The sequence below is a fragment of the Martelella mangrovi genome (assembly GCF_040545495.1).
Taxonomy (GTDB): Bacteria; Pseudomonadota; Alphaproteobacteria; order Rhizobiales; family Rhizobiaceae; genus Martelella; species Martelella mangrovi.
The window spans coordinates 277,200-304,043 of record NZ_JBEPLY010000002.1; the positions used below are offsets into that span (position 1 = coordinate 277,200).

The window sequence follows — 26,844 nt, forward strand, 5'->3', positions numbered from 1 at the left end:
TTCAGTTGATCCTGACCCGCACGCCGTGCGGTTTTTCGCCTTCCGGTTCGACATGGATGGCCAGGGAAGCGCCCGGGATCGCCTTCTTGATGGCGGCTTCGAGACGGTCGCAGATATCATGTGCATCGCCAACCGGCATGGTTTCGTGCACCACCAGATGAAAGTCGATAAAGGCCGCCGAACCGGCGCGGCGCGTCTTCAGGTCATGCACTCCGAGCGACCCCTCGGCGTTTTCGCGGATTGCCTGACGGATCGCGTCTTCCTCATCATTGGTGAGCGCCACATCCATCAGCCCGCCGACGGATTCGGCAATCAACCGCCAGCCGGTGTAGAGAATGTGGGCCGCGACCAGCAGCGCGATCAGCGGATCGAAGATCGCATAGCCCGTGGCAAGGGCAACGCCCAGCCCGAGGACAACGCCGACGGAGGTCACGACGTCGGTGCGGATATGCTTGCCGTCGGCCACCATTGCCGGGGAGCGCAGGCTCTGCCCTGCCCTGATCAGCACATAGGCCCAGACGCCGTTGATCAGGCTCGCCACGATATTGACGGCGAGGCCAAGGCCGACATCGGTCGGCATGACCGGATGGAAAACCTCGCCGAAGGCCTCGCGAAAGATCAGCAATGCCGCAACGACGATGGCCACGCCCTCGACAACGGCCGAGATATACTCGGCCTTGTGATGGCCGAACTGATGGTCGTGGTCGGCAGGCTTCGATGCGTAGACGATCGCAACGAAGGTTGCGATCGAAGCCACCACGTTGACGATCGATTCCAGCCCGTCGGAAAGCAATGCCACCGAGCCGGTGACATACCAGGCCAGAAGCTTGATCGACAGAACCAGGAGCGAGAGCGGTATCGTCCAGAATGCCAGTGTTCGCGTACGGCTCGCACCGTCGCCTTGTGCATGACCACCAGTCATTGGATTGTCCCGTTTCGCTTGAATGACAAGGCCGGCCGGTGCATCCGCCGAACCGGCCTCATCGGTTTGCTAACGCCTTGTCACGACAAAGGCAAGACAGTCCTCAGCCGGCAGCCCTTCGCCCGGAAAGCGCCTCGCCGGACCGGCCGGTCAGCCTGCCCACGACATTTTCGATGATCCGCATGCCGGCATCGCCGCCAAGCGTCATGATCGATTCGGGGTGGAACTGGACGGCTGCCACCGGCTCGCTGACATGTTCGATCCCCATGACGATGCCGTCATCGGTTTCCGCCGAGATCGTGAAATCGGTCGGAAGCTCGACGGCATCGGCAAAGATCGAGTGATAGCGGCCGACGGTGATTTCGCCCGGCAAGCCGTCGAAAATCCGTCCATGCTCGAGAATGCGGATACGCGACGGTTTGCCATGCATCGGCACTGCAAGCTGGCGCAGAGACCCGCCATAGGCTTCCGCCAGCGCCTGAAGGCCAAGGCAGACTCCGAAGATCGGCAGATCACGGCTGCGCGCCTTCTTGATGGTGGCCTTGGTGTCGAAATCCTTCGGGCTGCCCGGCCCCGGCGACAACACGACAAGATCGGGATTGACCCGGTCGAAGGTCTCGTCTGCCACCGGCGAGCGCACGGTGGAAACCTCAGCCCCCGTCTGGCGGAAGTAATTGGCCAGCGTGTGGACGAAACTATCCTCGTGGTCAACGAGCAGGATCTTGAGCCCCGCCCCTGCCCTGGAGACCGAGCGTGCAGCCGGTTCCAGTTTTCCGGTTTCCGCCTCGCGAATGGCGGCAAGCATGGCTGAAGCCTTCAATTCGGTCTCCGCTTCTTCTTCCTGCGGGTTGGAATCATAAAGCAGCGTGGCCCCGGCGCGCACTTCCGCAACGCCCTGCTTGACGCGGATGGTCCTCAGCGTCAGGCCGGTATTCATGTCGCCGTTGAAGCCGACCATGCCGATGGCCCCGCCATACCAGGCGCGCGGGCTTTTCTCGTGGTTTTCGATGAACCGCATGGCCCAGAGCTTCGGCGCGCCGGTGACCGTCACCGCCCAGGCGTGGCTCAGGAAAGCGTCGAAGGCATCCATGCCCGCGCGCAAACGGCCCTCGATATGGTCGACGGTGTGGATGAGGCGCGAATACATCTCGATCTGGCGGCGGCCGATGACCTTGACCGAACCCGGCTCACAGACCCGGCTCTTGTCGTTGCGGTCGACATCGGAACACATGGTCAGTTCCGATTCGTCCTTCTGCGAGTTCAGCAGTTTCAGGATCTGCTGACTGTCGGCGATCGGGTCCTCGCCGCGCTTGATCGTGCCGGAAATCGGGCAGGTTTCGACCCGCCTGCCGGTGACGCGCACGAACATTTCCGGCGATGCGCCGATCAGATATTCCTGATTGCCGAGATTGATGAAGAAGGAATAGGGCGACGGATTGGTGGCCTTCAGCCGCTTGGAGATCGCCGATGGTTTGGTGGCGCAGCGTTCCATGAATTTCTGGCCCGGGACCGCCTCGAACAGGTCGCCGCGCACGAAGCTTTCCTTGGCCTTGACCACAAGTTCGGCATATTCGCCCGGCTTGTGATCGCTTTTCGGCGGCAGGCTGTTGGACGGCGTGAACGGTTCCGGGGCGATATCGCCGGGCCGGCCTTCCGTCGTCAGCCCGTCCTTTTCGAATTCATAATGGTCGATCCAGGCCTTGGCGGCGTGGTTATCGACCATCAGCACTTCGTCGGGCAGAAACAGCACCATATCGCGCTGGTCGTCGGGACGTTCCAGCTTCAGATTGATGGCGTCGAACTGGAAGGCAAGGTCGTAACCAAACGCGCCGTAAAGGCCGAGGCTGGCATCTTCCTCGGAATAGAACAGATCGACAATCGCCCGCAGCACGGTAAACACCGTCGGCGCCTTGGAGCGTTCTTCCTCGGTGAACTGGCGGTCGGGTTCGGCAACCTTGAGGTCGATGCGCCTGTCGTCGCGCGAAACGATCGAGACTTCGTCAAGGCCGTCGAGAACCGGGAAAATCAGCGCCAGCAGGGCCTCGCCGCGGCCGTTGAAGGCTTCGAGCCACATGGTCCGGCCATGACAGGAGATCGCGACCGGCGGGTCGATGACCGCAGTATCCCAGCGGGTATAGCGGCCCGGATATTCGTAATTGGAGGACAGCACCGCGCCACGGCGCTCATCCAGCCGTTCGATATAGCTTGAAACGGAATCGCCATAGGGCACGAACCGTCGCGTCCGGGTGATCTTCACCCCGCCTTTGGTCAGATAGCTCTCCCCGCCATCGGGCCGTTCATGAAGGCTCATTGTCGTTTGCTCCACCTTGTTTTTCGCGGAAGGCCGGGGCTTGCCCCATTCCCTCGCGACATCAATCGTTAGACCCCGGAAGGAGGCGGCCCGACATAGCAAAAAAGCCGCCTCGGTCTGAGGGCGGCTTTGTCTGATCAGATAGACATGCGTGATCGCGGCCGCCTTTAGCGAGCCCACCACCAGTTAGCAATGTTCATCTCAATCGTGATCATGGCAACTTTCTAGCGCAAGCGGACAGAGCTGGCAAGCGGCAAGAAAACAGCCGCCTCACCTCAGCCTTTTGGCGCATCCATACGTCCATGGATGAAAAACACATTTCACCGGGCAACGCTTGCCCTCACGCGCGCGCGAGAATAACCCGGACCTTAAAAGACACTGAAAACCAAGCATGAAAAGGGAGGCAGGCATGCCGCAACCCGCTGAAAGCAGACACTGGTGGAAAGAGGCTGTCGCCTACCAGATCTATCCACGTTCATTTGCCGATTCCAATGGCGATGGCATCGGCGACATTCCCGGCATTATCGAAAAGCTCGATCATGTCGCCGGGCTCGGCATCGATGTCATCTGGCTGTCGCCGCATTTCGATTCGCCGAACGCCGATAACGGCTACGATATCCGCGACTATCGCAAGGTGATGGCCGAATTCGGCACCATGGCCGATTTCGACCGGTTGCTGGCGGAAATCAAAAAGCGCGGCATGCGGCTGATCATCGACCTTGTGGTCAACCACACCAGCGACGAGCATGAATGGTTTGTGGAAAGCCGGTCCTCGCGCGACAGCGACAAGCGCGACTATTACATCTGGCGCGACGGTGCGAAGGGTGTTCCCAACAATTTCGTTTCCTATTTCGGCGGCTCCGCCTGGGAAAAGGACGCGGCGACCGGCGACTACTACCTGCATTATTTCGCAAAGAAACAGCCCGACCTCAATTGGGACAATGAGAAGGTCCGCACGCAAGTCTACGACCTGATGCGCTTCTGGCTCGACAAGGGCGTCTCCGGCTTCCGCATGGATGTCATCCCCTTCATCTCCAAGAATTTCGATTTTCCGGACCTGACGGAAGAGGAGATGAAGGACCCCGGCCGGGTCTATGCCTCCGGGCCGCGCCTGCATGAATATCTGCAGGAGATGAACCGCGAAGTCCTCTCCAAGTATGATTGCATGACCGTGGGCGAGGCCGCCGGCGTTTCCGACGCGCAAACGCCGCTCTTCGTCGACGAGGCCCGTAACGAACTCAACATGATCTTCAATTTCGCCGTGGTCATGCTCGACCGCGACGGCTGGCGCCACAAGGAGCGCAAGCTCACCGACCTGAAGGCGACCTTCGACCGGCTCGACAAGGCCGTCGGCATGACCGGGTGGAACACCGTCTTCCTCGGCAATCACGACCAGCCGCGCACCGTCAGCCATTTCGGCGATGCGGCCCCGGAATTCCGCGCGCTTTCGGCCAAGGCGCTGGCGACGATGATGCTGACCATGCGCGGCACGCCGTTCATCTATCAGGGCGAGGAAATCGGCATGGTCAACTACCCGTTCACCGATCTCGACCAGTTCGACGATATCGAGGTGCGCGGGCTCCGGCAGGATTACGTCGATACCGGCAAGGCGAGCGCGGAAGAACTGCTCGAAAACCTCAACAAGGTCAGCCGCGACCATGCCCGCACGCCAATGCAATGGGACGCATCGAAAAACGCCGGCTTCACCACAGCTGAAAAGCCATGGCTCGCCGTCAATCCGAACTATCACGAGATCAATGCCGAAGCCGCGCGGGCCGATGATGGGTCGGTCTATCATCACTACCGCAGACTGATCGCCCTGCGCCACGAAACCCCTGCACTTGTCTATGGCACCTATGAGGATCTGGCCCCCGATCACGACGCGGTATTCGCCTTCGAGCGCAGACTTGATGACGAACGGCTGATCACGGCGATCAATTTTTCCCGCGTTCCGGTTATGTGGAAACATGACGGTTTGGAAGGCGCGAACGTGCTGATCAGCAATGATGACCGGCGCGGCGAAACACTTTCAAGCGAAGAACTGACGCTTCTTCCATGGGAGGCACTGGTTCTCAAAGTGCCGGCGTAAGAGACTGCGGATCAAAGCAAAAACGGCGCCCGCGAGGCGCCATTGATCTGCTGACAAAGCCGAGGACGCCGGAGACGCGTATCGCATCCAGCCTTCCAACAGGCGTCACGCTCGGACCTGATCCGAGCATCCATTTCAGCGTATTTTCTCGAGCACAAAGTTTGTTTTGCAAGCGCACGGCGCGTTGCGCTGGATCCTCCGGTCAAGCCGGAGAATGACGCAAGGGAGAAAAGGAAGAGCAAATAAATGAACAAGCCTGTCTTTTTTACGGACGTCATCCTCGGGCTTGACCCGAGGATCTAACCACTGCTCAGCACGAGCGGTGTTGGTGATCCGAAATAGATTGTTTTAAATTGACTTTTTGCCCGATACGCTTGTCGCGTTCATGCGTGCTTAGACCCTCGGGACAAGCCCGAGGGCGACGAAGGAGAGCGGGGCAAGCTTTATCAGCAGTCTGACGGCGCCCGCGAGGCGCCGTTTGCTTGAAGTCAGAACCGCCGGTCAGGCCAGCCGGCCGTGGCAGTGCTTGAACTTCCGGCCGGAACCGCAGGGGCACGGGTCATTGCGGCCGGTGTTTCTCCACTCGTCGGGCAGTGAAGCCGTCTCGGCGGCGCCGGCAGCGGGTGCCACCTCGTCTTCGCCCGTATCCGGGTCGACATGGCTTGCCTGCAGTTGGGCCGGATCGACAGCCGGTTCCGGCTGCGGCGGGTTTTCGCGCACGAGCTGGACACGCGAAAGCTGCGAGACAGCAACCTCACGCATATTGCCGAGCAGCGCCTGGAACAGTTCGAAAGCTTCGGCCTTGTATTCCTGCAGCGGATCGCGCTGGGCGTATCCACGGAAGCCGATGACCGAACGCAAATGGTCGAGATTGACGATGTGCTCGCGCCAGAGATGATCGAGCGCCTGCATGGTGACCTGACGCTGAACATATTTCATCACGTCGGGGCCGAACTGTTCGGCCTGCTTGGCGCGAACCGCCTCGGCCTCTTCGGCTGCGGCGTTGATCCGCTCGAGGATTTCGGGCTCCGCGATACCGTCTTCGGCGGCCCATTCCTCGATCGGCAGATCAAGGTTGAGGATATGGAGGCAATCTTCCTTCAGGCCCGCCACGTCCCACTGTTCCGCATAAGCCCGTTCGGGAATGCGGCGGCTTACGGCGTTTTCGATGACTTCGTGGCGCATGTCCTCGACGATGTCCGAGATATCGTCGGAATCCATCAGTTCCTTGCGCTGGTCGAAGACCACCTTGCGCTGGTCGTTGAGCACGTCGTCATATTTCAGAAGGTTCTTACGAATGTCGAAGTTACGAGCCTCGACCTTCTTCTGTGCGCGCTCCAGCGCCTTGTTGATCCACGGATGAACAATCGCCTCGCCTTCCTTCAGGCCAAGCTTCTGCAGCATGCTTTCCATCCGGTCGGAACCGAAGATGCGCATCAGGTCATCCTGCAGCGACAGGTAGAATTTCGAACGGCCGGGGTCGCCCTGACGGCCGGAACGACCGCGCAGCTGATTGTCGATACGGCGGCTTTCGTGGCGTTCGGTGGCGATCACGTAGAGGCCGCCGGCGGCCAGCGCCTGTTCCTTCAGCCGGGCGACATCCTCGCGGATTGCCTGTTCCTTGGCCTCACGTTCGGGACCGGGCGGCGTGAACTTGCGTTCCACTTCAACACGTTCGCCCTGGTCATTGACGACGATATCGGTGCCCGGTTCGAGATAGCCGAGTTCTTCCTGGATCCGCATTTCCAGATTGCCGCCGAGCTGAATGTCGGTACCGCGACCGGCCATGTTGGTGGCGATGGTCAAGGCGCCGGGAACACCGGCCTGGGCAACGATGAAGGCCTCGTTTTCATGATAACGGGCGTTCAAAATCTTGAAATCGTCGATGCCGTCACGTTTCAGCGCGGCGGCCAGAAGCTCGGACTTCTCAATCGAGGTGGTGCCGACCAGAACCGGCTGGCCCTTTTCCTTGGCCGCCTTGATCTCCTCGACAATCGCCAGATATTTCTCGTGAACGGTCAGATAGACCTCATCATCCTCGTCAAGACGAATGATCGGCAGGTTGGTCGGCACTTCAACGACATCGAGGCCGTAGATATTGCCGAATTCTTCCGCTTCCGTTGCGGCCGTACCGGTCATGCCGGCCAGCTTGTCATACATGCGGAAATAGTTCTGGAAGGTGATCGAGGCGAGCGTCTGGTTTTCCGGCTGGATCTTGACGCCTTCCTTGGCTTCCAGCGCCTGATGCTGCCCTTCGGAATAACGCCGGCCCGGCATCATGCGGCCGGTGAATTCATCGATGATCACCACTTCGCCGTCGCGCACGATGTAATCCTTGTCACGGGAAAACATCTTGTGCGCTTTCAGCGCGTTGTTGAGATGGTGCACGATGGCGACGTTTTCGACGTCGTAGAGCGAAGCGCCCTTCATCTGCCCCGACTCGGTCAGAAGCTGTTCAAGCCGCTCCATCCCCTTTTCGGAAAAGTTGGCGGAGCGCTGCTTCTCGTCGATTTCGTAATCATCCTCATCCAGCGTCGGAATGACCTTGTCCATGGCGACGTAAAGGTCGGAACGGTCGTCCAGCGGACCGGAAATGATCAGCGGCGTACGCGCTTCATCGACAAGGATGGAGTCAACCTCGTCGACGATGGCATAGTTGTGGCCGCGCTGAACCATTTCGGCGCGCTGCATCTTCATGTTGTCGCGCAGATAATCGAAGCCGAGTTCGTTATTGGTGGCGTAGGTGATATCGCATTCATAGGCCGCCCGGCGCTGCTGGTCGTCGAGACCATGATGGATCACGCCGGTGGTCAGGCCGAGGAAACCATAAAGCCTGCCCATGTTCTCGCTGTCACGCCGCGCCAAATAATCATTGACCGTGACGACGTGAACGCCCTTGCCCGAAAGCGCATTCAGATAGACAGGAAGGGTAGCAACCAGCGTCTTACCTTCACCGGTCTTCATTTCGGCAATGGCGTTTTCATGCAGGATCATGCCGCCGATCAGCTGCACATCGAATGGCCTCAGGCCGAGAACGCGGCGGGACGCCTCCCGCGCAACGGCAAATGCTTCAACAAGAAGGTCGTCCAGGCTCTTGCCTTCGGCGATCTGCTTTTTGAATTCTTCGGTTTTCGCCTTGAGCTCATCGTCCGAAAGTGCCGCGATCTGTTCTTCAAGCGCATTGATTGCAGCCACGCGGGGTTTGTAGGATCGAATACGGCGTTCATTGGCCGAACCGAACAATTTGCGGGCTACGCCACCGAGTGAGACCATTTCAATAGCTCTTTCCGAACGTTGTCATATCTATCCTGTACGTGGCGCCGTACAGACGCACTTCTGACAAGCAGGGTCCAGCTTGCTTTCCGGTGCTTTACTGGACGCGGGCTTGGCAGACAGATAAGAGGGGGGGTGGGGGATGTCAACGTCAAACGCCGCACCACAATGGCCACATTTGTATGTTGCCGCTCTTCCAGCGCGCCGTTTCACATTAAAAGGCTGTAAGGATGCAACACATTTCGGTCTGGCACGTTGACGGCTGACAGCGCTTTTACCACATGCGCCTGATCGACCAGCGCACACGGCGGAACAGCTGGTTTCGCCAAACAACACAACAAAGGTGATTTCATGCAGAAAAGACATTTGGCAGCCGCGGCACTTCTGGCGACGACCGTCAGCTTCGCAGTTCCCTCCTTCGCCCAGGACAGCAGTTCGGCGTCGGACGAGACAGTCGTTGCAACCGTTGCCGGCGAACCGATCACCCAGTCGGAACTGCAGAGCACGGTGGAAAAATTCCAGGGCCAGTTCGGCCAGATGCCTGAAGAACAGGTCCGCGCAATCGCGCTTTCGAGCCTGATCGACATGAAGGTGATTGCCGAAGCCGCGGAAAAGGACGGCATCGACGAAACCGAGGCGTTCAAGACGCGAATGGAAGAGCTGCGCCAGGAAGAGCTTTACAACGCGTTTTTCGACCAGAAGATCAATTCTGAAATCACACCGGAAATGCTGAAGGAACGTTACGACGAGGAAATCGCCAACGCTCCGAAACAGGAAGAAGTCCACGCCCGCCACATTCTGGTCGACAGTGAAGAAGAGGCGCAGGACATCATCAAGCAGCTCGACGACGGCGCAGATTTTGCCGAACTCGCCGAGCAGCACTCGACCGGCCCATCCGCCTCCAATGGCGGCGATCTCGGCTACTTCTCCAAGGGCCAGATGGTTCCCGAATTCGAGGAAGCCGCATTCGCACTCGAACCCGGCGCCTACACGGAAACCCCGGTCAAGACCCAGTTCGGCTATCATGTGATCGAGGTCGAGGACATGCGCGAAAAGGCGCCGGTTCCGTTCGAGCAGATCGAGCCGCAGCTCAGACAGCTCATTGCCAGCGAGAAATATAACGAGGTCGTCAGCAAGCTGAAAACCGACGACAAGATCGTGATCGAAGATAAGGACTTGCAAGAGGCCTACGACAACGTCAATAAAATGCAGTAATCAAAACCACCCGGCCCGCGCATTGTTCGCGGGCCGGATTTTTCGAGGCCTGCCATGACGACCGCTGTATCCCCGCTTGCCCCCAAATCGTTTCCGCCGATGCCGCCGATCGACGGTGTGCAGATTGCGACCGCCGCCGCCGGTATCAAATACAAGGGGCGGACAGACGTCATGATGATGCGTTTCGATGAGACCGCCGCCGTTGCCGGTCTCTTTACCCGTTCCAGATGCCCTTCCGCCCCTGTTGACCTTTGCCGCGCCAATCTTCCCGGCGGCTCGGCCCGCGTTCTGGTAGTCAATTCCGGCAATGCCAACGCCTTCACCGGCAAGAAGGGAGCAGAGGCAACCGCGCTGACCGCAAAGACCGCGGCCGAAGCCGTCAATTGCGCCGAAAGCGATGTGTTCCTCGCCTCCACCGGCGTCATCGGCGAACCGCTCGACGCCTCGAAATTCACCGACGTTCTTTCAGACATGGCGGCGGAAGCCCGGCCCGATATGTGGCTTGAGGCGGCCAGGGCGATCATGACCACGGATACCTATCCGAAGGTCGCGACACGCGGCGCCACGATCGACGGTGTTTCGGTAACCCTCAACGGCATTGCCAAGGGCGCCGGCATGATCGCGCCCGACATGGCCACAATGCTCTCCTTCATCGCGACCGATGCGGCGGTTTCGGCCGGCGCCCTTCAGCAGCTTCTGGCCGAAGGCGTGGGCGCAAGCTTCAATGCCGTGACGATTGACAGCGACACCTCCACCTCGGACACGGTTCTGGCCTTTGCCACCGGCAAGGCTCCCGGACAGGACCTGGTCAGCGACGCATCCGATCCGCGCCTTGACGATTTCCGCGCAGCACTTCATGCGCTGATGCAAGACCTCGCGCTTCAGGTCGTGCGCGATGGCGAAGGCGCGCGCAAGATGGTGACCGTCCGCGTGACGGGGGCCGAAGACGACCGCGCCGCCGGCGTGATTGCCCGTTCGATTGCCAATTCGCCGCTGGTCAAGACCGCCGTTGCCGGCGAAGATGCCAATTGGGGCCGCGTTGTCATGGCTGTCGGCAAGGCCGGGGAAAAGGCCGACCGCGACCGCCTCGCCATCTGGTTCGGCGATATCCGCGTTGCTTTCAACGGCGAACTCGATCCCGACTACACGGAAGAATTCGCCGCTGCGGTGATGCGCGAAGACGAAATCACCATCCGCGCCGATATCGGCATCGGCAGCGGTCAGGCCACCATCTACACCTGCGACCTGACCAAGGATTATGTCGCCATCAACGGCGATTATCGCAGCTGATCGTCGCCGGGTGGCCGCGTTGCCTTCGGGCAACACCGGCCGCCTCAAGCGAAAGCCTTGTATTTACACACCTGCCCGATCCCGACTAGATGAACAAAAACAACGATAACGTCGCGACAGGATCGGAATGCAGGTGAGTGCGGATCTTCCACTTGTGCGTCGCCTTGAAGCCATGGGGTTGCGCGCATGGCCGGCAAAAAACGTACTTTATGACGGGGCATGGCAGCTTCGGCTGACAGCGGGTCACCCGTCCAAACGACTAAACAGCCTGTCTGTTCTCGATCAGTCGGATATTTCCGATATCGAGATCAGGTTCGAGAAGGCACGCCGTCATTACGCTGCCTTCGGACGCCCGCTTCTGGTGCGCGAAACACCGCTGACGCCGACGGCCCTTGTCGAATATCTCACCGCCGAAGCAGCCGAACCCTTCGACACGACCGTCGTCATGACCCTCGAGCTCGACACGTTTCAACCCGACGAAGGGGTGGAACTGCTGCCGAGCCAGGATGTCGGCCGTTTCGTCGGAGCCGCGTTGAAGGTCAATCCCGTGGCAGACCTGACGCGCGCCGGCCTTGCCGAAGTGATCACGGCGATCAAGCCGGCCCACGGCTTTTTCATTCGTGAGCAGGATGACGGCGAACCGGTTGCAGCCGGGCTGTGTGTGCATGATTTCGACATGGCCGGCATCGAGGCCCTGGCCGTCGCCCCGCAAATGCGGCGCACGGGACACGGGCGCAAGCTGACGACCGGCATGCTGCGCTGGCTGAAAAGCCGCGGCGCGCGCACCGTCTGGCTGCAGGTTACCGAAAGCAATGCCGCAGCACTTTCCCTTTATCGCTCCTTCGGCTTCACGGAAGCCTACAGATACCGCTACTGGCGGGAAAAGGCCGACACATGACGGACAAGAAACTGCTGCTGGTCACAGCCTGTGCCCTGATCGATACCGACGGACGCATCCTGCTGGCGCAGCGCCCCGAAGGCAAAAACCTGGCAGGTCTGTGGGAATTTCCGGGTGGCAAGGTGGAAAACGGCGAAACGCCGGAGGCCAGCCTGATCCGCGAAATGGAAGAGGAGCTGGGCATTACCACAAAACCTGATTGCCTCGCACCGCTGACCTTCGCCAGCCACACCTATGAGACGTTTCATCTTCTGATGCCGCTGTTCGTCTGCCGCCGCTATCAGGGCATTCCCTCCGGCAGGGAAGGTCAGGCCATCAAATGGGTACGGGCGAAAGACCTGCGCGACTACCCCATGCCGCCGGCCGATGAGCCGCTGATCCCCATCCTGCAGGATCTTCTCTAACGCTCGCTGCCGGAAAGAAAGCGTCTCCGGCGTATGATTTCCGACGCGATGGCATCCGCCACACTTGCAACCCTTTGCGAACCGATAAGATCGCCATGGGTGACAAGCAGGATCGGACGTTCCATCACGCCCCCGCCCGGCAGCCGGTCCTCAAGAAGCCGAAGCCCCTCGCCTGCGAGAAAATGCGGCAGCACCGCCTTGCCGACACCACGCCGCACGGCCTCAAGCTGACCGACGAAGGTGTTGACGGTAAAGCGTCCGCTATTTGCCGAAGTAAAGGCATCCAGCCAGCCAAGCGGCACTGCAAGGCTTTCCGAATAGGGCCAGGTCACGACCCGTGCGGGCACCGCGCCGTCTGACGGGCCATAAAGACCGAACCCCATGGTCGCAAGCTGACGCACCTTGAGATTGCCGCGCTCCGGTCGCACCATCCTCAAGGCAAGGTCCGCATCATGTCGCTGCATGTTGACGGCGGTTGTCGAAAACGTGATCTCGACGTCGAGCCCGGGGTTTTCGGCAAGCAGCGGCGCAAGTGCGGGAACCACGAAACCGCCGACAAGGCTTTCGACGCTTGCCACGCGAACCTGACCGCGAATGCCGACATCGTCGTGCGCCTGTAACTGCATGTTGCGGACGGCAAGCTCCACCGCCTCTGCGCGGGCAAGCAGGGCCTCGCCCTGATCGGTCAGCGTGTAGCCACTTTGATGCCTCAGGAAAAGCGGCACGCCAAGCGCCTGCTCCATGCGCTCGATGCGCCGGGCGACCGTGGCCACACCGCTTTTGAGCTGCGCAGCGGCGGCAGAAAGCGTGCCCTCGCGCGCAAGGGCGAGGAAAACACGATTATCGTCCCAGTTGAATTGTCCCACTGATCTTCCATTTTCGGAAAACAATATACCGACATTCGATATATCATACTCTTTTTCGGAAAGGCACTCTCCCGGCACATCTGAAACAGACGAGGTTGCCATGTCCGCAACGAATGACATTTTGCCCAATCACGCCAAAGCTCCCATCACCGACACATCGGCGCTGGGACTGAGCGCACTTTCCGCCATTTTCTGGGGAACGAATTTCGAGGCAACGCGCATTGCGCTGTCCGGCCTTCCACCATGGACGGCCGCGGCCCTGCGATTTGCGATCGCCGCCATCGCCATTCTGTTCTGGCTTCGCCTCAGCGGCGGTCTGGATTTCAGGGTGCTGCGGCGCAACCTGTTCGCTTATCTGGCGCTTGGTTGCGTCGGTGTGGCGGGGTTCAATGCCGCGCTGTTTCTGGGCATGCAGACCTCAAGTCCCGTTACCGCGGCGCTGATCATGGGCACGACCCCGTTGACCACGAACCTGATCGATGCCGTCCTGCAACGCCGCCTGCCCGCCGCCGGCGCCGTTTTGGGCATGGCGATCAGCCTGTTCGGGGTTTCGCTGACCGTCGGGGCCTTTTCCGGAACCCGCTTCACATCCGGCGATCTCCTGATCCTGGCCGGAAGCCTCGCCTGGGCGCTCTATACCATCGGCTGCAGGCGGGCCGTGACCGATGCAACGCCAATGCAGACCACCGCCTGGACGATGACCGCCGGCGCACTTGTCCTTCTGTTTGCCGCCTTCTTCTTCGAAACGCCGTTTACAGCACTCACGGCATCAACCGCACCGGCACTCGGCGCGGTGTTGTGGATGGCGGTTATCGGCTCCGTTCTTGCCTACATCTTCTGGCAGATCGGCATTGCCAGGCGGGGACCCGGCGCAACATCGGTGGTTTTCAACCTCGTACCGGTCTCCGCCCTCGTGATTGCGGCCGTGTTCGGCAGGATGCCCGACCTTTATCAGATCGCAGGCGTTGCCATAGCAATCTTTGGCATTCTGCTGGCAAGCGGCAGGCTGCCGCGGCTGAAGGCCTCTAACGCTTCAGCTTGATCTCCTCGGTGTTGAGCGCGTCGGCAAGGCGCGCCTTCGCCGAGCCGGGCTTCAGCGGCTTCTGCTGGCTTTCATGCGGCGCCCAGCCGGAAACATAGATGATCGAGAAGGTGGCACGGATACGGCCGTCCGGGTCGCTGTGCCGTTCGGCGTAAAGTTCGGCGGCGCGCAGGAAGAAGGCCCGGCTGACGGGCCGCGTCGAGCGGTCGGCCAGCGGGTTGGTCATGCCCATGGCTCGCAGATCCGCCATCAGGTCGAACAGCGTATCGTAGCGGACGGTGTAATTCTCCTGATCGACCACCGGCAGCGCAAAACCGGCGCGCTGCAGCAAACCGCCGATATCGCGCACATCGGCAAAGGGAATGACACGCGGGCTGACCCCGCCATAAATCTCCGTTTCGGCCGTAATCAGACATTCGCGCAGCTCGGCAAGCGTGCCGGAACCGGGGATTGCAGCCAGAAACAGCCCGTCCGGTTTCAAGGCACGGCGCGCCTGGATGAAATAGCCGGGCGTATCATTGGTCAGATGCGCCACAAGCGGCGACAGCACAAGATTGAGCGACTGATCCTTCAGTCCAGGCAGTTCCAGCGGGGCAACCGTGATCGCGGTATCGACGCTTGCAAAGGCCGCATCGCTTTCCACCCTTTGCATCCGGTCGATCTTGCCGGTGGCAAGCGCTGCCCTGGCAACCGTGCCGGTGACCCCGTGCAATTCAACGGCCTGCTCGAACTGCCGCTCGACGACGGCCAGCCGGTCGGCGATTTCCCCGGCAACGAGATCGAGCAGAAAATCGGCGCCGGGCTTTGCCGCGCGCCAGGCTTTCAGCCGGTTCGCCTCCACGCGTCGTGCATCGAAAACCTGTTCCATCGATAGCGGCCTTTCCAGTTCACTCATCCTGCCAATTAGGGAGTCGTAAAGCATCCGTCAACGCGCTACCCTGAAGACATGGACGAGATCACACCACGGAAAGTTCAGACGATACGCGCCCGTTCCGCCGCTCTGACGCGCGATGCGCTGGCCTCGCTCGGCAATGTCGTCTTTCCGCCCGTGTGTGCGGCCTGCGGGAGAACCACCGGCACGCATCGCGCACTCTGCGTTGCCTGCTGGAGCGATATCCGCTTCATCGAACGGCCCTATTGTGCGGTGCTGGGAACACCGTTTTCACATGATCTCGGGCCGGACATCATCAGCGCGGAAGCCATTGCCAACCCGCCGGATTTCGACCGGCTGCGCTCGGCCGCCTTTTATTCCGGAACGGTGCGTAATCTGGTTCACGCCCTCAAATATCGCGACAATACCCATCTTGCGGTCATGATGGCGGAATGGATGCGCCGCGCAGATGACGGGATGATCGCGCGCTGCGACGGCATTGCCGCCGTGCCCCTGCATCCCACGCGCATGATGTCGCGCCGCTTCAACCAATCGGCCGAACTGGCACGCAATCTGGCAAAACTGACCGACAAGCCCTTCCTGCCGGGGCTGCTCAGGCGCAAACGGCGCACCAGCCAACAGGTCGGCCTGTCGCGCACGGCCCGCGAGGACAATGTGCGCGGGGCCTTCGCGCTTTCACCCGACCGTGAGGATGCGGTATTCGGCCGCTCCATTCTGCTGATCGATGATGTCTACACCACCGGCGCCACGGTTTCGGCTGCCGCGCGGGCCCTGAGGCGCAAGGGGGCAGCCGAGATCAGTGTTTTGACCTTTGCACGCGTTCTCGATGAAACTATATGAGGGGTGAACCTCGAGGCTTTCAACGAAAGGATACCGGAAACACCATGGCGAATGTCGAGATATACACGCGCGAATTTTGCGGTTTCTGCACCCGTGCGAAAAAGCTGCTGTCCGACAAGGGCGTCGATTTTACCGAGTACAACGCCACCGAAACCCCGGACGTCCGCGCAACGATGATCCAGCGCGCCAACGGAAGCTCGACCTTTCCGCAGGTTTTCATCGACGATCGCCACATTGGCGGTTGCGACGATCTTTTCGCCCTCGAGCATGCCGGCAAGCTCGACCCGCTTCTTTCCGCACAGGACGACTGAATGACCCGTTTCACCGCCGCCGCCCTGCAGATGCGCTCCGGTACCGAGCCGGAGAAAAACGCCGCAACACTGTCCGAACTGGTGCATGAGGCCGCCGCGAAAGGCGCGCAATACATCCAGACGCCGGAAATGACCGGCGCTGTGCAGAAGGATCGCAAGGCGCTGATGGCCGTACTGAAGGGCGAGGACGAGGACGTCATCGTCCGCACAGCCTCTGGCCTTGCCCGCGAATGCGGCGTTTACCTGCATATCGGCTCGACCGCGATCGCCGTGGGCGACGGCATGGTTGCCAACCGCGCATTGCTGTTTGCGCCTGATGGCACGGTTACGGCACGCTACGACAAGATCCACATGTTCGATGTCGATCTCGACAATGGCGAAAGCTGGCGTGAAAGCGCGGTCTACCGCCCTGGCGAGAATGCAAATCTGGCCGGGCTGCCGTTTGCGAATATCGGCATGGGCATCTGTTATGACGTGCGCTTTGCCGATCTTTTCCGGGCCTATGCCCTGGCTGGCGCGGATGTGCTGACGGCCCCCGCCGCCTTTACCAGACAGACCGGTGAAGCCCACTGGCATGTGCTGCAGCGCGCACGCGCCATCGAAAACGGCGCGTTCATGATTTCGGCAGCGCAGGCAGGCCAGCATGATGACGGCCGTGAGACCTTCGGCCATTCGATCATCATCGACCCATGGGGCCGCATTCTGGCCGAGGCCGGCGATGCGGGCGAAGCCGTGATCACCGCCGAAATCGACACCGATGACGTAGCCCAGGCGCGCGGCAAGGTGCCCAACCTGAAGAACATCCGTGCTTTCACGCTTCTTGAAAGCGGCAACAGCCAAGGGGCCGGCGAAAAGGCCACAGCGAAAGACTGACCCCGTGATCCACTATTCTCTCTCCTGTGACAACGGCCACGCCTTTGACGGCTGGTTTTCCGGCAGCGACGACTTCGACCGGCAGGTCGAAAGTGGTCTTCTCACCTGTCCGGTTTGCAATTCCGCATCGATCACAAAGGGATTGATGGCGCCGCAGGTCTCGACCGCGCGCAAGCAGGAGCAGCGCAAGACGGCGCTGGTCGACAAGGCCCAGCGGGAAGCGCTTGAGAAGCTGAAACAGGCCGTTACGGAAATCCGCGCCAATTCCGAGGATGTCGGCGCGCGTTTTCCCGAAGAAGCACGCAAGATCCACTACGGCGAGGCTGAAAAACGCGGCATTATCGGCGAGGCAAAATCGGAAGAGGTCCGTGATCTGCTTGAAGAAGGCATCGAGATCATGCCGCTGCCGACCCTGCCCGAAGACAAGAACTGAGTTTACGCGACGATCCGGCGAAAGCGGCCATTTATGGAAATGGTGGAGCCGAGCGGGATCGAACCGCCGACCTCTGCAGTGCGATTGCAGCGCTCTCCCAGCTGAGCTACGGCCCCATATTGGCGACCACGCTGATACTCCAAACGCCTTTGTCAGGCAAGCATCAAGACGCGCAAACGAGGCCGAAATCGCGTGTGGACCCGATGGCAGATTGCCGCAGCCCCGCCCCGGCAGGCACCGGTCGGGCATGTTCCATGGTTGCAACTGCAGGGCCTGTTATCAGGTTGCGGCGAAAGCCCGATGTGCCGTCGGAAAAGGCTCTCCCCGTCTGCGGCAAGGGCCATCGGCAGCTTTATCCATGGCGACGTCATTTGCATTTCCGCTTATATGAACACAGGATTAATAAGTTGTTTTTATTATATTTTTCATAAATATGGAAAATTTGACAGAAGTCGTATAAATACGCCATTCGACACGGAAAAAGTTGCCGAATGACAACACACCGGTCTCAAACCGAGTGAAAATTCCACGACCAATGCAAGAATCCGCCATCGGCAGTTGTGCTTGAAACAAGTAAACGTATAGTCGGTGCTGCAATCGTCGGGAATTGATAGATCATAAAAATAACCGAGTGCGTCACGGCATTCCTGCGTTCAAGTGATGATTTCCAAGGGCTCTGGAGAGTACTGACCATGAAGACCAAATTATTGCTCATCGGCTCCGCTTCGATGCTCGCAACCGCCACTGGCGCCAATGCGGCAGACCCGGTTGTGGTGATCGAACCCGTGACGGCCAATTACGTCGAAGTCTGCGACGCTTTCGGCAGTGGTTATTTCTATGTTCCGGGCACGGAGACCTGCCTCAGCGTTGGCGGTTATGTCCGTTTCGAAACCAAGTTCGGCGGCATCCAGACCGGGTCCAGCGCGGATGGCGACTGGTACCCCTATGTGAAGGCCAATCTCGCGATCACCGCAAAGACAGACACTGAACTCGGCACGCTGACATCGAGAATGGTCCCGGAATTCTATTTTTATTCCAACGGGACCGGAGACGAAGTCAAATTTGACGAGGCTTATATCGAGATCGGCAACGCGGTTGCGCTGCGCGCCGGTTATATCAAGGGCTACTGGAACCAGGACCTTTGGGGCGAACTCGACAATATCGACAATGTGAGCCGCTATAACTCCATTCGCCTCGGCTATTACGGCGCCGACCATTTTCAGGCTGCGCTGTCTGTCGACGCGATGACGCCGGATGATGTCGGCACGGATGACCTCGCCAAGCTCGGCCTTTCCGCCCGTCTCGGCTATGTTGTCTCCGACAGCAATTACCTGAAACTCGATGCCGCCTATGATACCCACAACGAGACCTATGCGATCCGTCCCTGGGCCGGTTTCGGCATCGGTCCCGGCACGCTGGAAATCGCCGGTCTCTACGAAAGCGGCTTTATCGCCTATGGTCCGGATTTCACTGCGGCGAACTGGGACGATTCACCGATCGCGGACACCTATCTGAAATACGCGGTCGCCGCCAACTACTACTTCAATGTCACTGACGACCTGATTCTGGCACCGCAGGCACAGTATAATGTGGCCAGCAATGACAAGGTTTTCTGGGAAGCCGGCGCCACCGCCGACTGGGAGATCGTCGATGATTTCCACCTCAGAACCAACGTCAACTATGCTTTTCTTGACGATGACTGGAACCAGCAGAACTGGTTCGGCTGGGTTCGCCTGGAACGCGATTTCTAGACGCTTCCGGCGTCTGGAACGCATTTTTCCTGCAATGTCTCCGACACTCCCGGCTTTCCGCCGGGAGTGTTTTTTCGCCGTCACGGAGCAGGACCGGTCGCGTTTGACAGGTCCTGCCGTGATGAAGATATCGCGCGAAACCCTACCGACAATTATGCGCCGCGATTGTTGCTCGCTGCATTGACGTCGATATCGAAGGGCGCCGCGCCTGAGAATTCGGCACGCGCATGCGCGCCGGGCGTGACTTCGTGAATGCCGGTGGTCATGCCGGTCAGCACGATATCGCCCTTCTTCAGCATGCGACCGCGCGCCTTGAGGTTTTCAGCCAGCTGGCGGATCGATTCCAGCGGCCCACCGCTTGGCTTGGCCGCCGAACCTTCCCCGGCAAGCGTGCCATTGACCAGCATGCGTGATGTCATGGTCTCAAGCTCAAGCCTGTCCCAGCCCTCGATCACAGGGCCGACAATGGCACCGGCATTGTTTCCGTGATCGCTGACGACCGCGAGGGGACCGATGGCATTGAGGCTCGGCAGCGGAGAGGACGCGATCTCCGAACCGGCATGAATACCTTCAAGCGCAGCCATGATGACCTCATCGGTAAAGCCTTCCGCCTTCGGCTCCAGATCACGGGCAAGCACTGCCGTAAATTCCGCCTCCAGGGCCGCAAAGCCACCGTCAAAAACCGTCACCGCGGCAACGCCGCCTGCGGGAAGACGATGGACGTTTTCGGCAAAGATCGGTCCGACGATCCGCGTCGCCCCCAGCTTTTGCTGAAGGTCGGGATGCACACCGGCAACCTTCCACCCGGCAACCGGCCGGCCGTCGAGTTCGAGGGCCTTGTCCTGAACCTGGTAGGCTTCGGCAAGCGTTTCCGGCAGCGGACCGGGGAACGCATCAAGGATTTTCGCCGCACGCCGCGCCTCGACGAAAGCGCTTGCCACGTCTTGGATGTCTTCTTCAGTCATGATCTCTTCCAGTATCCGGGAATTTCGTAACGGGCATTGCACCCACATGGTGCTTTACACCCGATTGCCGCCACAGGCGAGTGGACAGCCGGCGACATGACATAGGCGGTCACACGCTCAACCCCGGATGGTTTGGCCATTGCATTGCCCGGCGATACTCCGGTCCGGCTTGTTTCTGCTCCAGCGACGCGGGCGCAATGTCGCCCGCGCTGCCGGGATAAAGATCAAGCGTTCCAGGCAATCGTCTTCTGCGACTGCTCGCCAAGACCTTCAATGCCAAGATGAATGGTCTGGCCTTCCTTGAGGTAGACCGGCTCCGGCTTCTGCCCCATGCCGACGCCGGGCGGGGTGCCGGTGGTGATGATGTCGCCGGGCTGCAGGCTCATGAACTGCGACAGATAGCTGACCAGATGCTGCACACCGAAGATCATCGTCTTCGTCGAGCCGTCCTGATAGCGGTGGCCGTCGACTTCCAGCCACATAGGCAGGTTCTGCGGGTCTTCCACCTCGTCGCGGGTCACGAGATAGGGGCCGATCGGGCCGAACGTATCAGCGCTTTTGCCCTTGACCCACTGGCCGGAACGTTCGGCCTGAAATTCGCGCTCGGACAGGTCGTTGACGACGCAATAGCCGGCGACGTAATCCATCGCATCGGCTTCATCGACGTAAGAGGCTTCCTTGCCGATAACGACGCCAAGTTCGACCTCCCAATCGGTCTTTTTCGAATTCCGCGGAATACGGACATCATCATTGGGGCCGATAATGGCGCTGGTCGCCTTCATGAAGATGATCGGCTCCTTGGGCAGGTCCGCGCCGGTTTCAGCCGCATGGTCGGCATAGTTGAGGCCGATGCAGATGAATTTGCCGACCTTGCCGACGCAGGCGCCGATGCGGCTTGTCTGCGGCAAAACCGGCAGGCTGGCGATATCGGCGGCGGCAATGCGCGCCAGCCCCGCAGCGCCCAGTGCGTCGCCGGCAATATCGACAACCACAGAGGAAATGTCGCGGTAGGTTCCGTCCGAATGCAGGATGGCCGGACGTTCAGCGCCCTTGGCACCAAGACGAAGCAATTTCATGATAATTCTCCTGTGTCATGACGCGCGGGGCGCCTTTCATCTGCCTTTGCGGCAGCAAGCTCGTTTCATGCTGGAGAGGCCGAGACAGCGTAGCAACTGCCCCTTCCTTCTCGAAATTCCCCTGTACCTCCACTTGCGTCATTCTCGGGCTTGACCCGAGAATCCAGGCTTTTATACCGGCGACAGGCGTATCGGAAAGCCGTCTTGAGAATCGCCGGCGCCGTTTCTGCGGCAAGGTGACCAGATCCTCGGGTCAAGCCCGAGGATGACGCCGTAGAGGGCAGAAAGGGTGCCGAACAACACCGCATGAACTGCGGGAATGCAAACGTCTTTCCTCAATCCTTCCCCGAATACGCGTAGTTATGAAGTGTTTCCGGCTTCATCTCAACGGAAAAGCCGGGCATTTCCGGCGGCATGTAGGCCGCCTTTTCAATGCGGCAGGGCTCGACGAAATGTTCGTGCAGATGGTCGACATATTCGATGACCCGGCCCTCCCTGGTGCCGGAGACGACCAGATAGTCGATCATCGAAAGGTGCTGGACATATTCGCAAAGACCAACGCCACCGGCATGCGGCCAGACCGGCAGGCCGAATTTCGCCGCCATCAGCAGCACCGAAAGCACCTCGTTCAACCCGCCGATGCGGCAGGCGTCGATCTGGACGATATCGATAGCGCCGCCGGCAATGAACTGCTTGAACATGATGCGGTTCTGGCACATCTCGCCGGTCGCGACCCTGATCGGCGCCACGGCTTCGCGGATCCTGCGATGACCGGCAACATCGTCGGGGCTGGTCGGCTCCTCGATGAAATAGGGGCGGAAGGGGGCCAGCGCATTGACCCAGTCAATGGCCTCGTCCACTTCCCAGACCTGATTGGCGTCGATCATCAGCGTGCGGTCATCGCCAATGACCTCGCGCACGATTTTCAGCCGCACAACATCCTCATCACGGTCCTGCCCGACCTTCATCTTGATGTGAGTGAAACCGGAATCAACCGCTTCCTGTGCAAGCCGGCGCAGCTTGTCGTGGCTGTAGCCGAGCCAGCCGGCCGAGGTCGTATAGCAGGGATAGCCGTTTAGCTTCAGCTCGGCCATGCGTTCGGCCTTGCCGTCTTCGGCCTTGCGGAAGATTTCAAGCGCCTCATCCGGCGTGACGGCGTCGGTGAGGTAGCGGAAATCGACAATCGAAACCAGCTGTTCGGGCGTCATTTCGCCGACAAGCTGCCAGACCGGCTTTTTCGCGGCCTTGCCCAGCAGATCCCAGACGGCGTTGACCACAGCGCCGGTTGCCAGATGCATCGCGCCCTTGTCCGGGCCGATCCAGCGCAACTGGCTGTCGCCGGTGATGTGCCGCCAGAAGCGACCGGGGTTTTCAAGGATCCAGTCGAGCGAAAGGCCTGTCACCCGCCCTTCAAGAGCGGCAATCGCGGCGCAGACGACCTCATTGCCGCGGCCGATTGTAAATGTCAGCCCGTGACCTTCAAGGTCGCTGTCGGTTTTCAGGATGACATAGGCAGCGGAATAATCCGGGTCCGGGTTCATCGCATCCGACCCGTCGAGCTTTTCGGAGGTCGGAAAACGCAGGTCATGGACCGAAAGGCCCGTTATCGTGGTCATGTCGGTAAGCCTTTAAAATGCGTTCGATATCTCAGCAAGTCCAGCCGCCATCGACGACATGCGCCTGACCGGTGGTGTAGGTCGCACCGGCAAGATAGACTGCGAGATCGGCGATTTCCTCCGGCGCGCCGATGCGGCCGATGGGCTGACGGGCGATAAAATCGGCCCGCGCCTTTTCATAATCACCGGTCGCCTTCAGCCGTTCCTGCAGCGAGGGGCTGTCGACCGTGCCGGGGCATATGGCATTGCAGCGAATGCCGCGCGTCACATAGTCGGCGGCAATTGCCTTGGTCATGCCGAGAACGGCGGCCTTGGTGGTGGAATAGGCAAAACGGTTCGGCACGCCCTTCAGCGAGGATGCAACGGACGACATGTTGATGATGGCGCCATCGCCGCGCTCCAGCATGCCGGGCAGGAAAGCGCGGATGGTCCGCACCATCGCTCTCACATTGAGGTCGAAGGCAAAATCGAGGTCGCCTTCGGGCATGTCCAGAACCGAGCCGTTATGAACCACGCCGGCGCAGTTGAAGAGGATGTCGACGCCGCCTGTTTCTGCAGCCGCTGCCGTCACTTCCTCATCGGAGAGCACGTTCAGGACACGGGTGGTCACCCCTTCCACGTTTTCCAGTTCGGCCAGTTTTTCGGCGTTGATATCGGTGGCAATGACCTTCGCACCGGCCTTTACAAAGGCCATGACGGAGGCCGCGCCAATGCCCTGCGCGGCTGCGGTGATAAAGCAGGTTTTTCCGGAAAGGTCGGTCATGTGATTTTCCTTTTTGGTCAGGCGCGCAGGCTTCGGCCGGTTTCACCGTCGAAAACATGCAGGCGTTCGAGGTCGAGAGTGAATGTCAGCGTCTCGCCATCTTCCAGCGGGTGCGGATCGAGCATCTTGGCCTGAACCTCCTTGCCGCCAAGCCGGGTGTAAATGATGGTCTCCGTGCCGAGCGGTTCTGAAATCGTCACCGGAAGGCTGATTTCGGTGGAGCGGTCTTCAGGATGCAGGGAATGGCCCTTTGGCGCAAATGCGTCCGGGCGGAAACCGACCACGACCTTCTGCCCTTCGGAAACCTTCGGCGCGATATCGGCAGGCAGAGGCACAAGCGTGCCGTCTTCCAGCCGGGCGCCATCGGCCTCCACCACGCCGTCAAGCTGGTTCATCGGCGGGGAGCCGATGAAACCGGCCACGAATGTGTTGACCGGGTTTTCGAACACCTCGGTCGGGGTGCCGACCTGCTCGACATAACCGTCGCGCATGATCACGATCCGGTCTGCCAGCGTCATCGCTTCCACCTGGTCGTGGGTGACATAAATGACAGTTGTCTTGACCCGCTGATGCAGCTTCTTGATCTCGACCCGCATCTGGCCTCTGAGCTTGGCATCGAGGTTGGACAGCGGTTCGTCGAACAGGAAGACATCCGGATGACGAACGATGGCGCGGCCCATGGCCACACGCTGGCGCTGGCCGCCGGACAGGTTGGCGGGCAAACGGTCCATGAAGCTTTCCAGCCCCAGAATACCCGCGGCCTCATCGACGCGCGGCTTGATATCCTCCGGCGTCATGCCGGCGATCTTGAGCCCGAAACCGAGATTTTCGCGCACGGTCATATGCGGATAAAGCGCATAGGACTGGAACACCATGGAGATGTTGCGCGAGCGCGGCGGCAGGGAATTGACGACACGATCGCCGATCTTCAGTTCGCCGCCGGAGATTTCCTCCAGCCCGGCGATCATGCGCAGCGTTGTCGACTTGCCGCAGCCCGACGGGCCAACGAGAACGACGAATTCGTTATGCGCGACCTCAAGGTCGATGCCGTGAACGACTTCCAGCGAACCATAACGCTTGACGATTTTGGAAAGGTGCACTTCGGCCACGGGATTATCCTTTCACACCACCGAACGTCAGTCCGGCAATCAGATGCTTTTGTACGATGAAGGTGAGAATGAGGGCGGGGATGATGATCAGCACCGCCATGGCGCTCATCCCGGTCCAGTCGACGGTGAACTGGGCGGTAAAATCCATCAGCCCGACCGGCATGGTCTTTGACGCGGTGGTGCGGGTCAGCTGGCTTGCCAGCGCGAACTCGTTCCATGCCGTCAGGAAGGCGAAGATACCGGCCGATGCCAGCCCCGAACGGGCCAGCGGAAACTCCACCTTCCAGAACGCCTGCCAGCGGGTGCAGCCATCAATCTGGGCGGCTTCGGAGAGGTCAGCCGGGATCTGCCGGAAGAAGCCGTCCGTCAGCCAGATGGTGAAGGGGATGTTGATCGCCATATAGACGAGGATAAGCCCGAATTTGGTGTCGATCAGCCCGATCTTGCTCCAGAGAATAAAGAGCGGCAGCGACAGCGCCACGCCCGGCACCGTGCGCGACAGCATGAAGGATAAAAACAGCGCGCCCTTGCCCTTGAACCGGTAGCGGGCAAAGGCATAGCCGCCCATCATGCCGACGAGAATGGCGACAAGGGTCGAGGTCAGCGAGATCACCATCGAATTGATGAAATAATTGGTGACCGGCAGGCCCTGCTGGCGCTCGGGCAAAAGCCCGAAAATGCCGAGGAAGTTATTGAGCGTCCATTGCTGCGGGATCCAGATCGGCGGGCGCGCCATGACCTCGACATTGGGGCGGAAGGCCGTCAGCACCACCCAGGCGCCGGGCACGACGAGGATCATCATTGCGCAGAACAGCGTCAGTCTCAGCAGCCAGCGCTGCCAGGGCTTTTCAATCGTCATTGCGCTGCTCATTGGGCCCCTCCCATGAAGACACGCGCCTTCGAAAGATTGCGGTAGAACATGATGGTAAAGGCGATGGACAGCAGGATGGAGATGTAGCCCATGGCATTGGCCATGCCCATCTGCGAGTTCTGGTAGCCGGTGCGTGTCATCAGCGTCCAGATCAGCTCCGTGCGTCCGGCCGGCCCGCCATTGGTCATGATCTTCACCATGTCATAGGCCCGCGCGACATCGAGCGAACGGATGGTCATGGCAATCCAGATGAACGGCATCAGGAACGGCAGAGTGATGTGGCGAAACACCTGAAGGGCGTTGCAGCCGTCGACCTTGGCCGCCTCGATCGGATCCTTCGGCATTGCCAGAAGACCGGCCATCAGCAGGATGGCGAAAATCGATGTCGACATCCACATTTCCGCGACGATGATCGAGAAATTGGCAAGCCAGCCATTGACCAGCCACGGAATGGGCCTGGTGATCAGGCCGAGCGAGAACAGCGCATTGTTCACCAGACCGACGGAATCGTTGAAGATGTATTTGAACTGAAAGCCGACGAGGATGGGCGAAAACATCATCGGAAACATCATGATGGTGCGAAGCGTGCGCTGGCCCCAGGTGATGCGGTTGACCAGAAGCGCAAGGCCGAGCCCCATGACCATTTCGAGATTGAGCGCGATGGTGATGAACACCACGGTGCGCCCGAATGCCCACCAGAAATCGTCATTGCCCCAAAGACGCTTGTAGTTTCGAAGGCCGACGAAATTATAAAGCGAATCCGGTCGCACGAGGTTGTAGCTGGTAAAGCTCGTCCAGAAGGACACAAGCAACGGCACCAGCACCACCGCCAGAATGACGACGATGGCAGGCAGAAGAAGAAGATACGGCGTCGCCGCCGGCGACCTGAGAAATTTCATGTCACGCCCATAAAAGGTCACTGAAGTGCGCCCGGGAAAAGTAAAAACCGCTTTTCCGTCCGGACGCGTGAAAAACAAAAGACGAGGGCGATATTGCCTTCCGACGAAAGCTTCAAACGCCCTGGTGGTTGGCAC

Annotated in this window: 23 protein-coding genes and 1 tRNA gene; 11 read left to right on the forward strand and 13 right to left on the reverse strand. The window is 59.9% G+C overall.

What is annotated here, in order from left to right; translation table 11 throughout:
* Position 1: 1 nt before the first annotated feature.
* Together ABID12_RS03645 and ABID12_RS03650 are read right to left on the reverse strand one after the other, a co-directional pair.
* A complete protein-coding gene (locus tag ABID12_RS03645; RefSeq protein ID WP_354433142.1) occupies positions 2 to 922 on the reverse strand; it encodes a cation diffusion facilitator family transporter in 921 nt (306 codons plus the stop codon).
* A 103-nt stretch (positions 923 to 1,025) separates the two neighbouring features.
* Positions 1,026 to 3,233, reverse strand: coding sequence for an anthranilate synthase (locus ABID12_RS03650; protein WP_319519276.1), 2,208 nt, complete (start codon positions 3,231 to 3,233; stop codon positions 1,026 to 1,028).
* A 409-nt stretch (positions 3,234 to 3,642) separates the two neighbouring features.
* Between ABID12_RS03650 and ABID12_RS03655 the strand changes: the two genes are divergently transcribed.
* Entirely contained in the window at positions 3,643 to 5,322 is a 1,680-nt protein-coding gene (locus ABID12_RS03655; protein WP_354433143.1) for an alpha-glucosidase, read from the forward strand.
* A 501-nt stretch (positions 5,323 to 5,823) separates the two neighbouring features.
* On the opposite strand, the gene secA is transcribed toward ABID12_RS03655, so the two are convergent.
* Positions 5,824 to 8,595, reverse strand: a complete 2,772-nt coding sequence (gene secA / locus ABID12_RS03660; RefSeq protein WP_354433144.1) for a preprotein translocase subunit SecA — start codon at positions 8,593 to 8,595, stop codon at positions 5,824 to 5,826.
* A gap of 351 nt (positions 8,596 to 8,946) precedes the next feature.
* On the opposite strand from secA, the gene ABID12_RS03665 reads away from it, so the two are divergent.
* The 4 genes from ABID12_RS03665 to mutT all read left to right on the forward strand — a co-directional run bounded on the left by ABID12_RS03665 (position 8,947) and on the right by mutT (position 12,402).
* Positions 8,947 to 9,810 (forward strand): peptidylprolyl isomerase, encoded by an 864-nt coding sequence (locus ABID12_RS03665; RefSeq protein WP_106303342.1) that lies wholly within the window; start codon positions 8,947 to 8,949, stop codon positions 9,808 to 9,810.
* 54 nt (positions 9,811 to 9,864) lie between these two features.
* Positions 9,865 to 11,100 (forward strand): bifunctional glutamate N-acetyltransferase/amino-acid acetyltransferase ArgJ, encoded by a 1,236-nt coding sequence (argJ, locus tag ABID12_RS03670; RefSeq protein ID WP_354433145.1) that lies wholly within the window; start codon positions 9,865 to 9,867, stop codon positions 11,098 to 11,100.
* A gap of 133 nt (positions 11,101 to 11,233) precedes the next feature.
* Positions 11,234 to 11,998 (forward strand): GNAT family N-acetyltransferase, encoded by a 765-nt coding sequence (locus ABID12_RS03675; RefSeq protein WP_435528153.1) that lies wholly within the window; start codon positions 11,234 to 11,236, stop codon positions 11,996 to 11,998.
* Positions 11,995 to 12,402 carry an 8-oxo-dGTP diphosphatase MutT gene (gene mutT, locus ABID12_RS03680; protein WP_106303351.1) on the forward strand — a complete coding sequence of 136 codons (408 nt, stop codon included), beginning with the start codon at positions 11,995 to 11,997 and terminating at the stop codon, positions 12,400 to 12,402. The genes ABID12_RS03675 and mutT overlap by 4 nt, the downstream gene beginning before the upstream one ends.
* Here the strand turns inward: mutT and ABID12_RS03685 are convergent.
* On the reverse strand, positions 12,399 to 13,268 hold the full coding sequence (locus tag ABID12_RS03685; RefSeq protein ID WP_354433147.1) for a LysR family transcriptional regulator: 870 nt from the start codon (positions 13,266 to 13,268) through the stop codon (positions 12,399 to 12,401). The two genes, mutT and ABID12_RS03685, sit on opposite strands and share 4 nt — an antisense overlap.
* A gap of 100 nt (positions 13,269 to 13,368) precedes the next feature.
* Here ABID12_RS03685 and ABID12_RS03690 point away from each other — a divergent pair, with 100 nt between their 5' ends.
* On the forward strand, positions 13,369 to 14,310 hold the full coding sequence (locus ABID12_RS03690; protein WP_354433148.1) for a DMT family transporter: 942 nt from the start codon (positions 13,369 to 13,371) through the stop codon (positions 14,308 to 14,310).
* Here the strand turns inward: ABID12_RS03690 and ABID12_RS03695 are convergent.
* Positions 14,294 to 15,178, reverse strand: coding sequence for a methyltransferase domain-containing protein (locus tag ABID12_RS03695; RefSeq protein ID WP_354433149.1), 885 nt, complete (start codon positions 15,176 to 15,178; stop codon positions 14,294 to 14,296). The two genes, ABID12_RS03690 and ABID12_RS03695, sit on opposite strands and share 17 nt — an antisense overlap.
* Before the next feature lie 78 nt (positions 15,179 to 15,256).
* Here ABID12_RS03695 and ABID12_RS03700 point away from each other — a divergent pair, with 78 nt between their 5' ends.
* From ABID12_RS03700 to ABID12_RS03715, 4 genes are read left to right on the forward strand one after another with little or no spacing between them, the layout of a single operon-like run.
* Positions 15,257 to 16,042 (forward strand): ComF family protein, encoded by a 786-nt coding sequence (locus tag ABID12_RS03700; protein ID WP_354433150.1) that lies wholly within the window; start codon positions 15,257 to 15,259, stop codon positions 16,040 to 16,042.
* A gap of 44 nt (positions 16,043 to 16,086) precedes the next feature.
* A complete protein-coding gene (gene grxC, locus ABID12_RS03705; protein WP_106303366.1) occupies positions 16,087 to 16,353 on the forward strand; it encodes a glutaredoxin 3 in 267 nt (88 codons plus the stop codon).
* Positions 16,354 to 17,226, forward strand: coding sequence for a carbon-nitrogen hydrolase family protein (locus ABID12_RS03710; protein ID WP_354433151.1), 873 nt, complete (start codon positions 16,354 to 16,356; stop codon positions 17,224 to 17,226).
* A gap of 4 nt (positions 17,227 to 17,230) precedes the next feature.
* A complete protein-coding gene (locus ABID12_RS03715; protein WP_106303372.1) occupies positions 17,231 to 17,659 on the forward strand; it encodes a DUF1178 family protein in 429 nt (142 codons plus the stop codon).
* 40 nt (positions 17,660 to 17,699) lie between these two features.
* Here the strand turns inward: ABID12_RS03715 and ABID12_RS03720 are convergent.
* Positions 17,700 to 17,775 (reverse strand) — tRNA-Ala (locus ABID12_RS03720).
* Positions 17,776 to 18,351: 576 nt separating this feature from the next.
* Here ABID12_RS03720 and ABID12_RS03725 point away from each other — a divergent pair.
* Entirely contained in the window at positions 18,352 to 19,410 is a 1,059-nt protein-coding gene (locus ABID12_RS03725) for a porin (protein WP_354433152.1), read from the forward strand.
* Positions 19,411 to 19,562: 152 nt separating this feature from the next.
* On the opposite strand, the gene ABID12_RS03730 is transcribed toward ABID12_RS03725, so the two are convergent.
* The 7 genes from ABID12_RS03730 to ABID12_RS03760 all read right to left on the reverse strand — a co-directional run bounded on the left by ABID12_RS03730 (position 19,563) and on the right by ABID12_RS03760 (position 26,709).
* Positions 19,563 to 20,375 (reverse strand): 2-keto-4-pentenoate hydratase, encoded by an 813-nt coding sequence (locus ABID12_RS03730; protein WP_354433153.1) that lies wholly within the window; start codon positions 20,373 to 20,375, stop codon positions 19,563 to 19,565.
* A 224-nt stretch (positions 20,376 to 20,599) separates the two neighbouring features.
* Complete coding sequence (locus tag ABID12_RS03735; protein ID WP_354433154.1) at positions 20,600 to 21,451, reverse strand: fumarylacetoacetate hydrolase family protein; 852 nt, start codon at positions 21,449 to 21,451, stop codon at positions 20,600 to 20,602.
* Between the two features lie 335 nt (positions 21,452 to 21,786).
* Positions 21,787 to 23,067: an L-fuconate dehydratase gene (locus tag ABID12_RS03740; RefSeq protein WP_354433155.1), complete on the reverse strand. Its 1,281-nt coding sequence runs from the start codon at positions 23,065 to 23,067 to the stop codon at positions 21,787 to 21,789.
* Between the two features lie 31 nt (positions 23,068 to 23,098).
* On the reverse strand, positions 23,099 to 23,830 hold the full coding sequence (locus ABID12_RS03745; RefSeq protein WP_106303388.1) for an SDR family oxidoreductase: 732 nt from the start codon (positions 23,828 to 23,830) through the stop codon (positions 23,099 to 23,101).
* 17 nt (positions 23,831 to 23,847) lie between these two features.
* Positions 23,848 to 24,939, reverse strand: coding sequence for an ABC transporter ATP-binding protein (locus tag ABID12_RS03750; RefSeq protein WP_354433156.1), 1,092 nt, complete (start codon positions 24,937 to 24,939; stop codon positions 23,848 to 23,850).
* A gap of 4 nt (positions 24,940 to 24,943) precedes the next feature.
* On the reverse strand, positions 24,944 to 25,810 hold the full coding sequence (locus tag ABID12_RS03755) for a carbohydrate ABC transporter permease (RefSeq protein WP_227023569.1): 867 nt from the start codon (positions 25,808 to 25,810) through the stop codon (positions 24,944 to 24,946).
* Positions 25,807 to 26,709, reverse strand: coding sequence for a carbohydrate ABC transporter permease (locus tag ABID12_RS03760; protein ID WP_106303397.1), 903 nt, complete (start codon positions 26,707 to 26,709; stop codon positions 25,807 to 25,809). Before ABID12_RS03760 ends, ABID12_RS03755 begins: the two co-directional genes overlap by 4 nt.
* Positions 26,710 to 26,844: the final 135 nt, after the last annotated feature.

What these genes read in the sequence shown, in the direction of transcription:
- ABID12_RS03645 (WP_354433142.1), bottom strand. Translation starts at nt 922, where the DNA reads ATGACTGGTGGTCATGCACAAGGCGACGGTGCGAGCCGTACGCGAACA.
- ABID12_RS03650 (WP_319519276.1), bottom strand. Translation starts at nt 3,233, where the DNA reads ATGAGCCTTCATGAACGGCCCGATGGCGGGGAGAGCTATCTGACCAAA.
- ABID12_RS03655 (WP_354433143.1), top strand. Translation starts at nt 3,643, where the DNA reads ATGCCGCAACCCGCTGAAAGCAGACACTGGTGGAAAGAGGCTGTCGCC.
- secA (WP_354433144.1), bottom strand. Translation starts at nt 8,595, where the DNA reads ATGGTCTCACTCGGTGGCGTAGCCCGCAAATTGTTCGGTTCGGCCAAT.
- ABID12_RS03665 (WP_106303342.1), top strand. Translation starts at nt 8,947, where the DNA reads ATGCAGAAAAGACATTTGGCAGCCGCGGCACTTCTGGCGACGACCGTC.
- argJ (WP_354433145.1), top strand. Translation starts at nt 9,865, where the DNA reads ATGACGACCGCTGTATCCCCGCTTGCCCCCAAATCGTTTCCGCCGATG.
- mutT (WP_106303351.1), top strand. Translation starts at nt 11,995, where the DNA reads ATGACGGACAAGAAACTGCTGCTGGTCACAGCCTGTGCCCTGATCGAT.
- ABID12_RS03690 (WP_354433148.1), top strand. Translation starts at nt 13,369, where the DNA reads ATGTCCGCAACGAATGACATTTTGCCCAATCACGCCAAAGCTCCCATC.
- ABID12_RS03695 (WP_354433149.1), bottom strand. Translation starts at nt 15,178, where the DNA reads ATGGAACAGGTTTTCGATGCACGACGCGTGGAGGCGAACCGGCTGAAA.
- ABID12_RS03700 (WP_354433150.1), top strand. Translation starts at nt 15,257, where the DNA reads ATGGACGAGATCACACCACGGAAAGTTCAGACGATACGCGCCCGTTCC.
- grxC (WP_106303366.1), top strand. Translation starts at nt 16,087, where the DNA reads ATGGCGAATGTCGAGATATACACGCGCGAATTTTGCGGTTTCTGCACC.
- ABID12_RS03710 (WP_354433151.1), top strand. Translation starts at nt 16,354, where the DNA reads ATGACCCGTTTCACCGCCGCCGCCCTGCAGATGCGCTCCGGTACCGAG.
- ABID12_RS03725 (WP_354433152.1), top strand. Translation starts at nt 18,352, where the DNA reads ATGAAGACCAAATTATTGCTCATCGGCTCCGCTTCGATGCTCGCAACC.
- ABID12_RS03730 (WP_354433153.1), bottom strand. Translation starts at nt 20,375, where the DNA reads ATGACTGAAGAAGACATCCAAGACGTGGCAAGCGCTTTCGTCGAGGCG.
- ABID12_RS03735 (WP_354433154.1), bottom strand. Translation starts at nt 21,451, where the DNA reads ATGAAATTGCTTCGTCTTGGTGCCAAGGGCGCTGAACGTCCGGCCATC.
- ABID12_RS03740 (WP_354433155.1), bottom strand. Translation starts at nt 23,067, where the DNA reads ATGACCACGATAACGGGCCTTTCGGTCCATGACCTGCGTTTTCCGACC.
- ABID12_RS03745 (WP_106303388.1), bottom strand. Translation starts at nt 23,830, where the DNA reads ATGACCGACCTTTCCGGAAAAACCTGCTTTATCACCGCAGCCGCGCAG.
- ABID12_RS03755 (WP_227023569.1), bottom strand. Translation starts at nt 25,810, where the DNA reads ATGAGCAGCGCAATGACGATTGAAAAGCCCTGGCAGCGCTGGCTGCTG.
- ABID12_RS03760 (WP_106303397.1), bottom strand. Translation starts at nt 26,709, where the DNA reads ATGAAATTTCTCAGGTCGCCGGCGGCGACGCCGTATCTTCTTCTTCTG.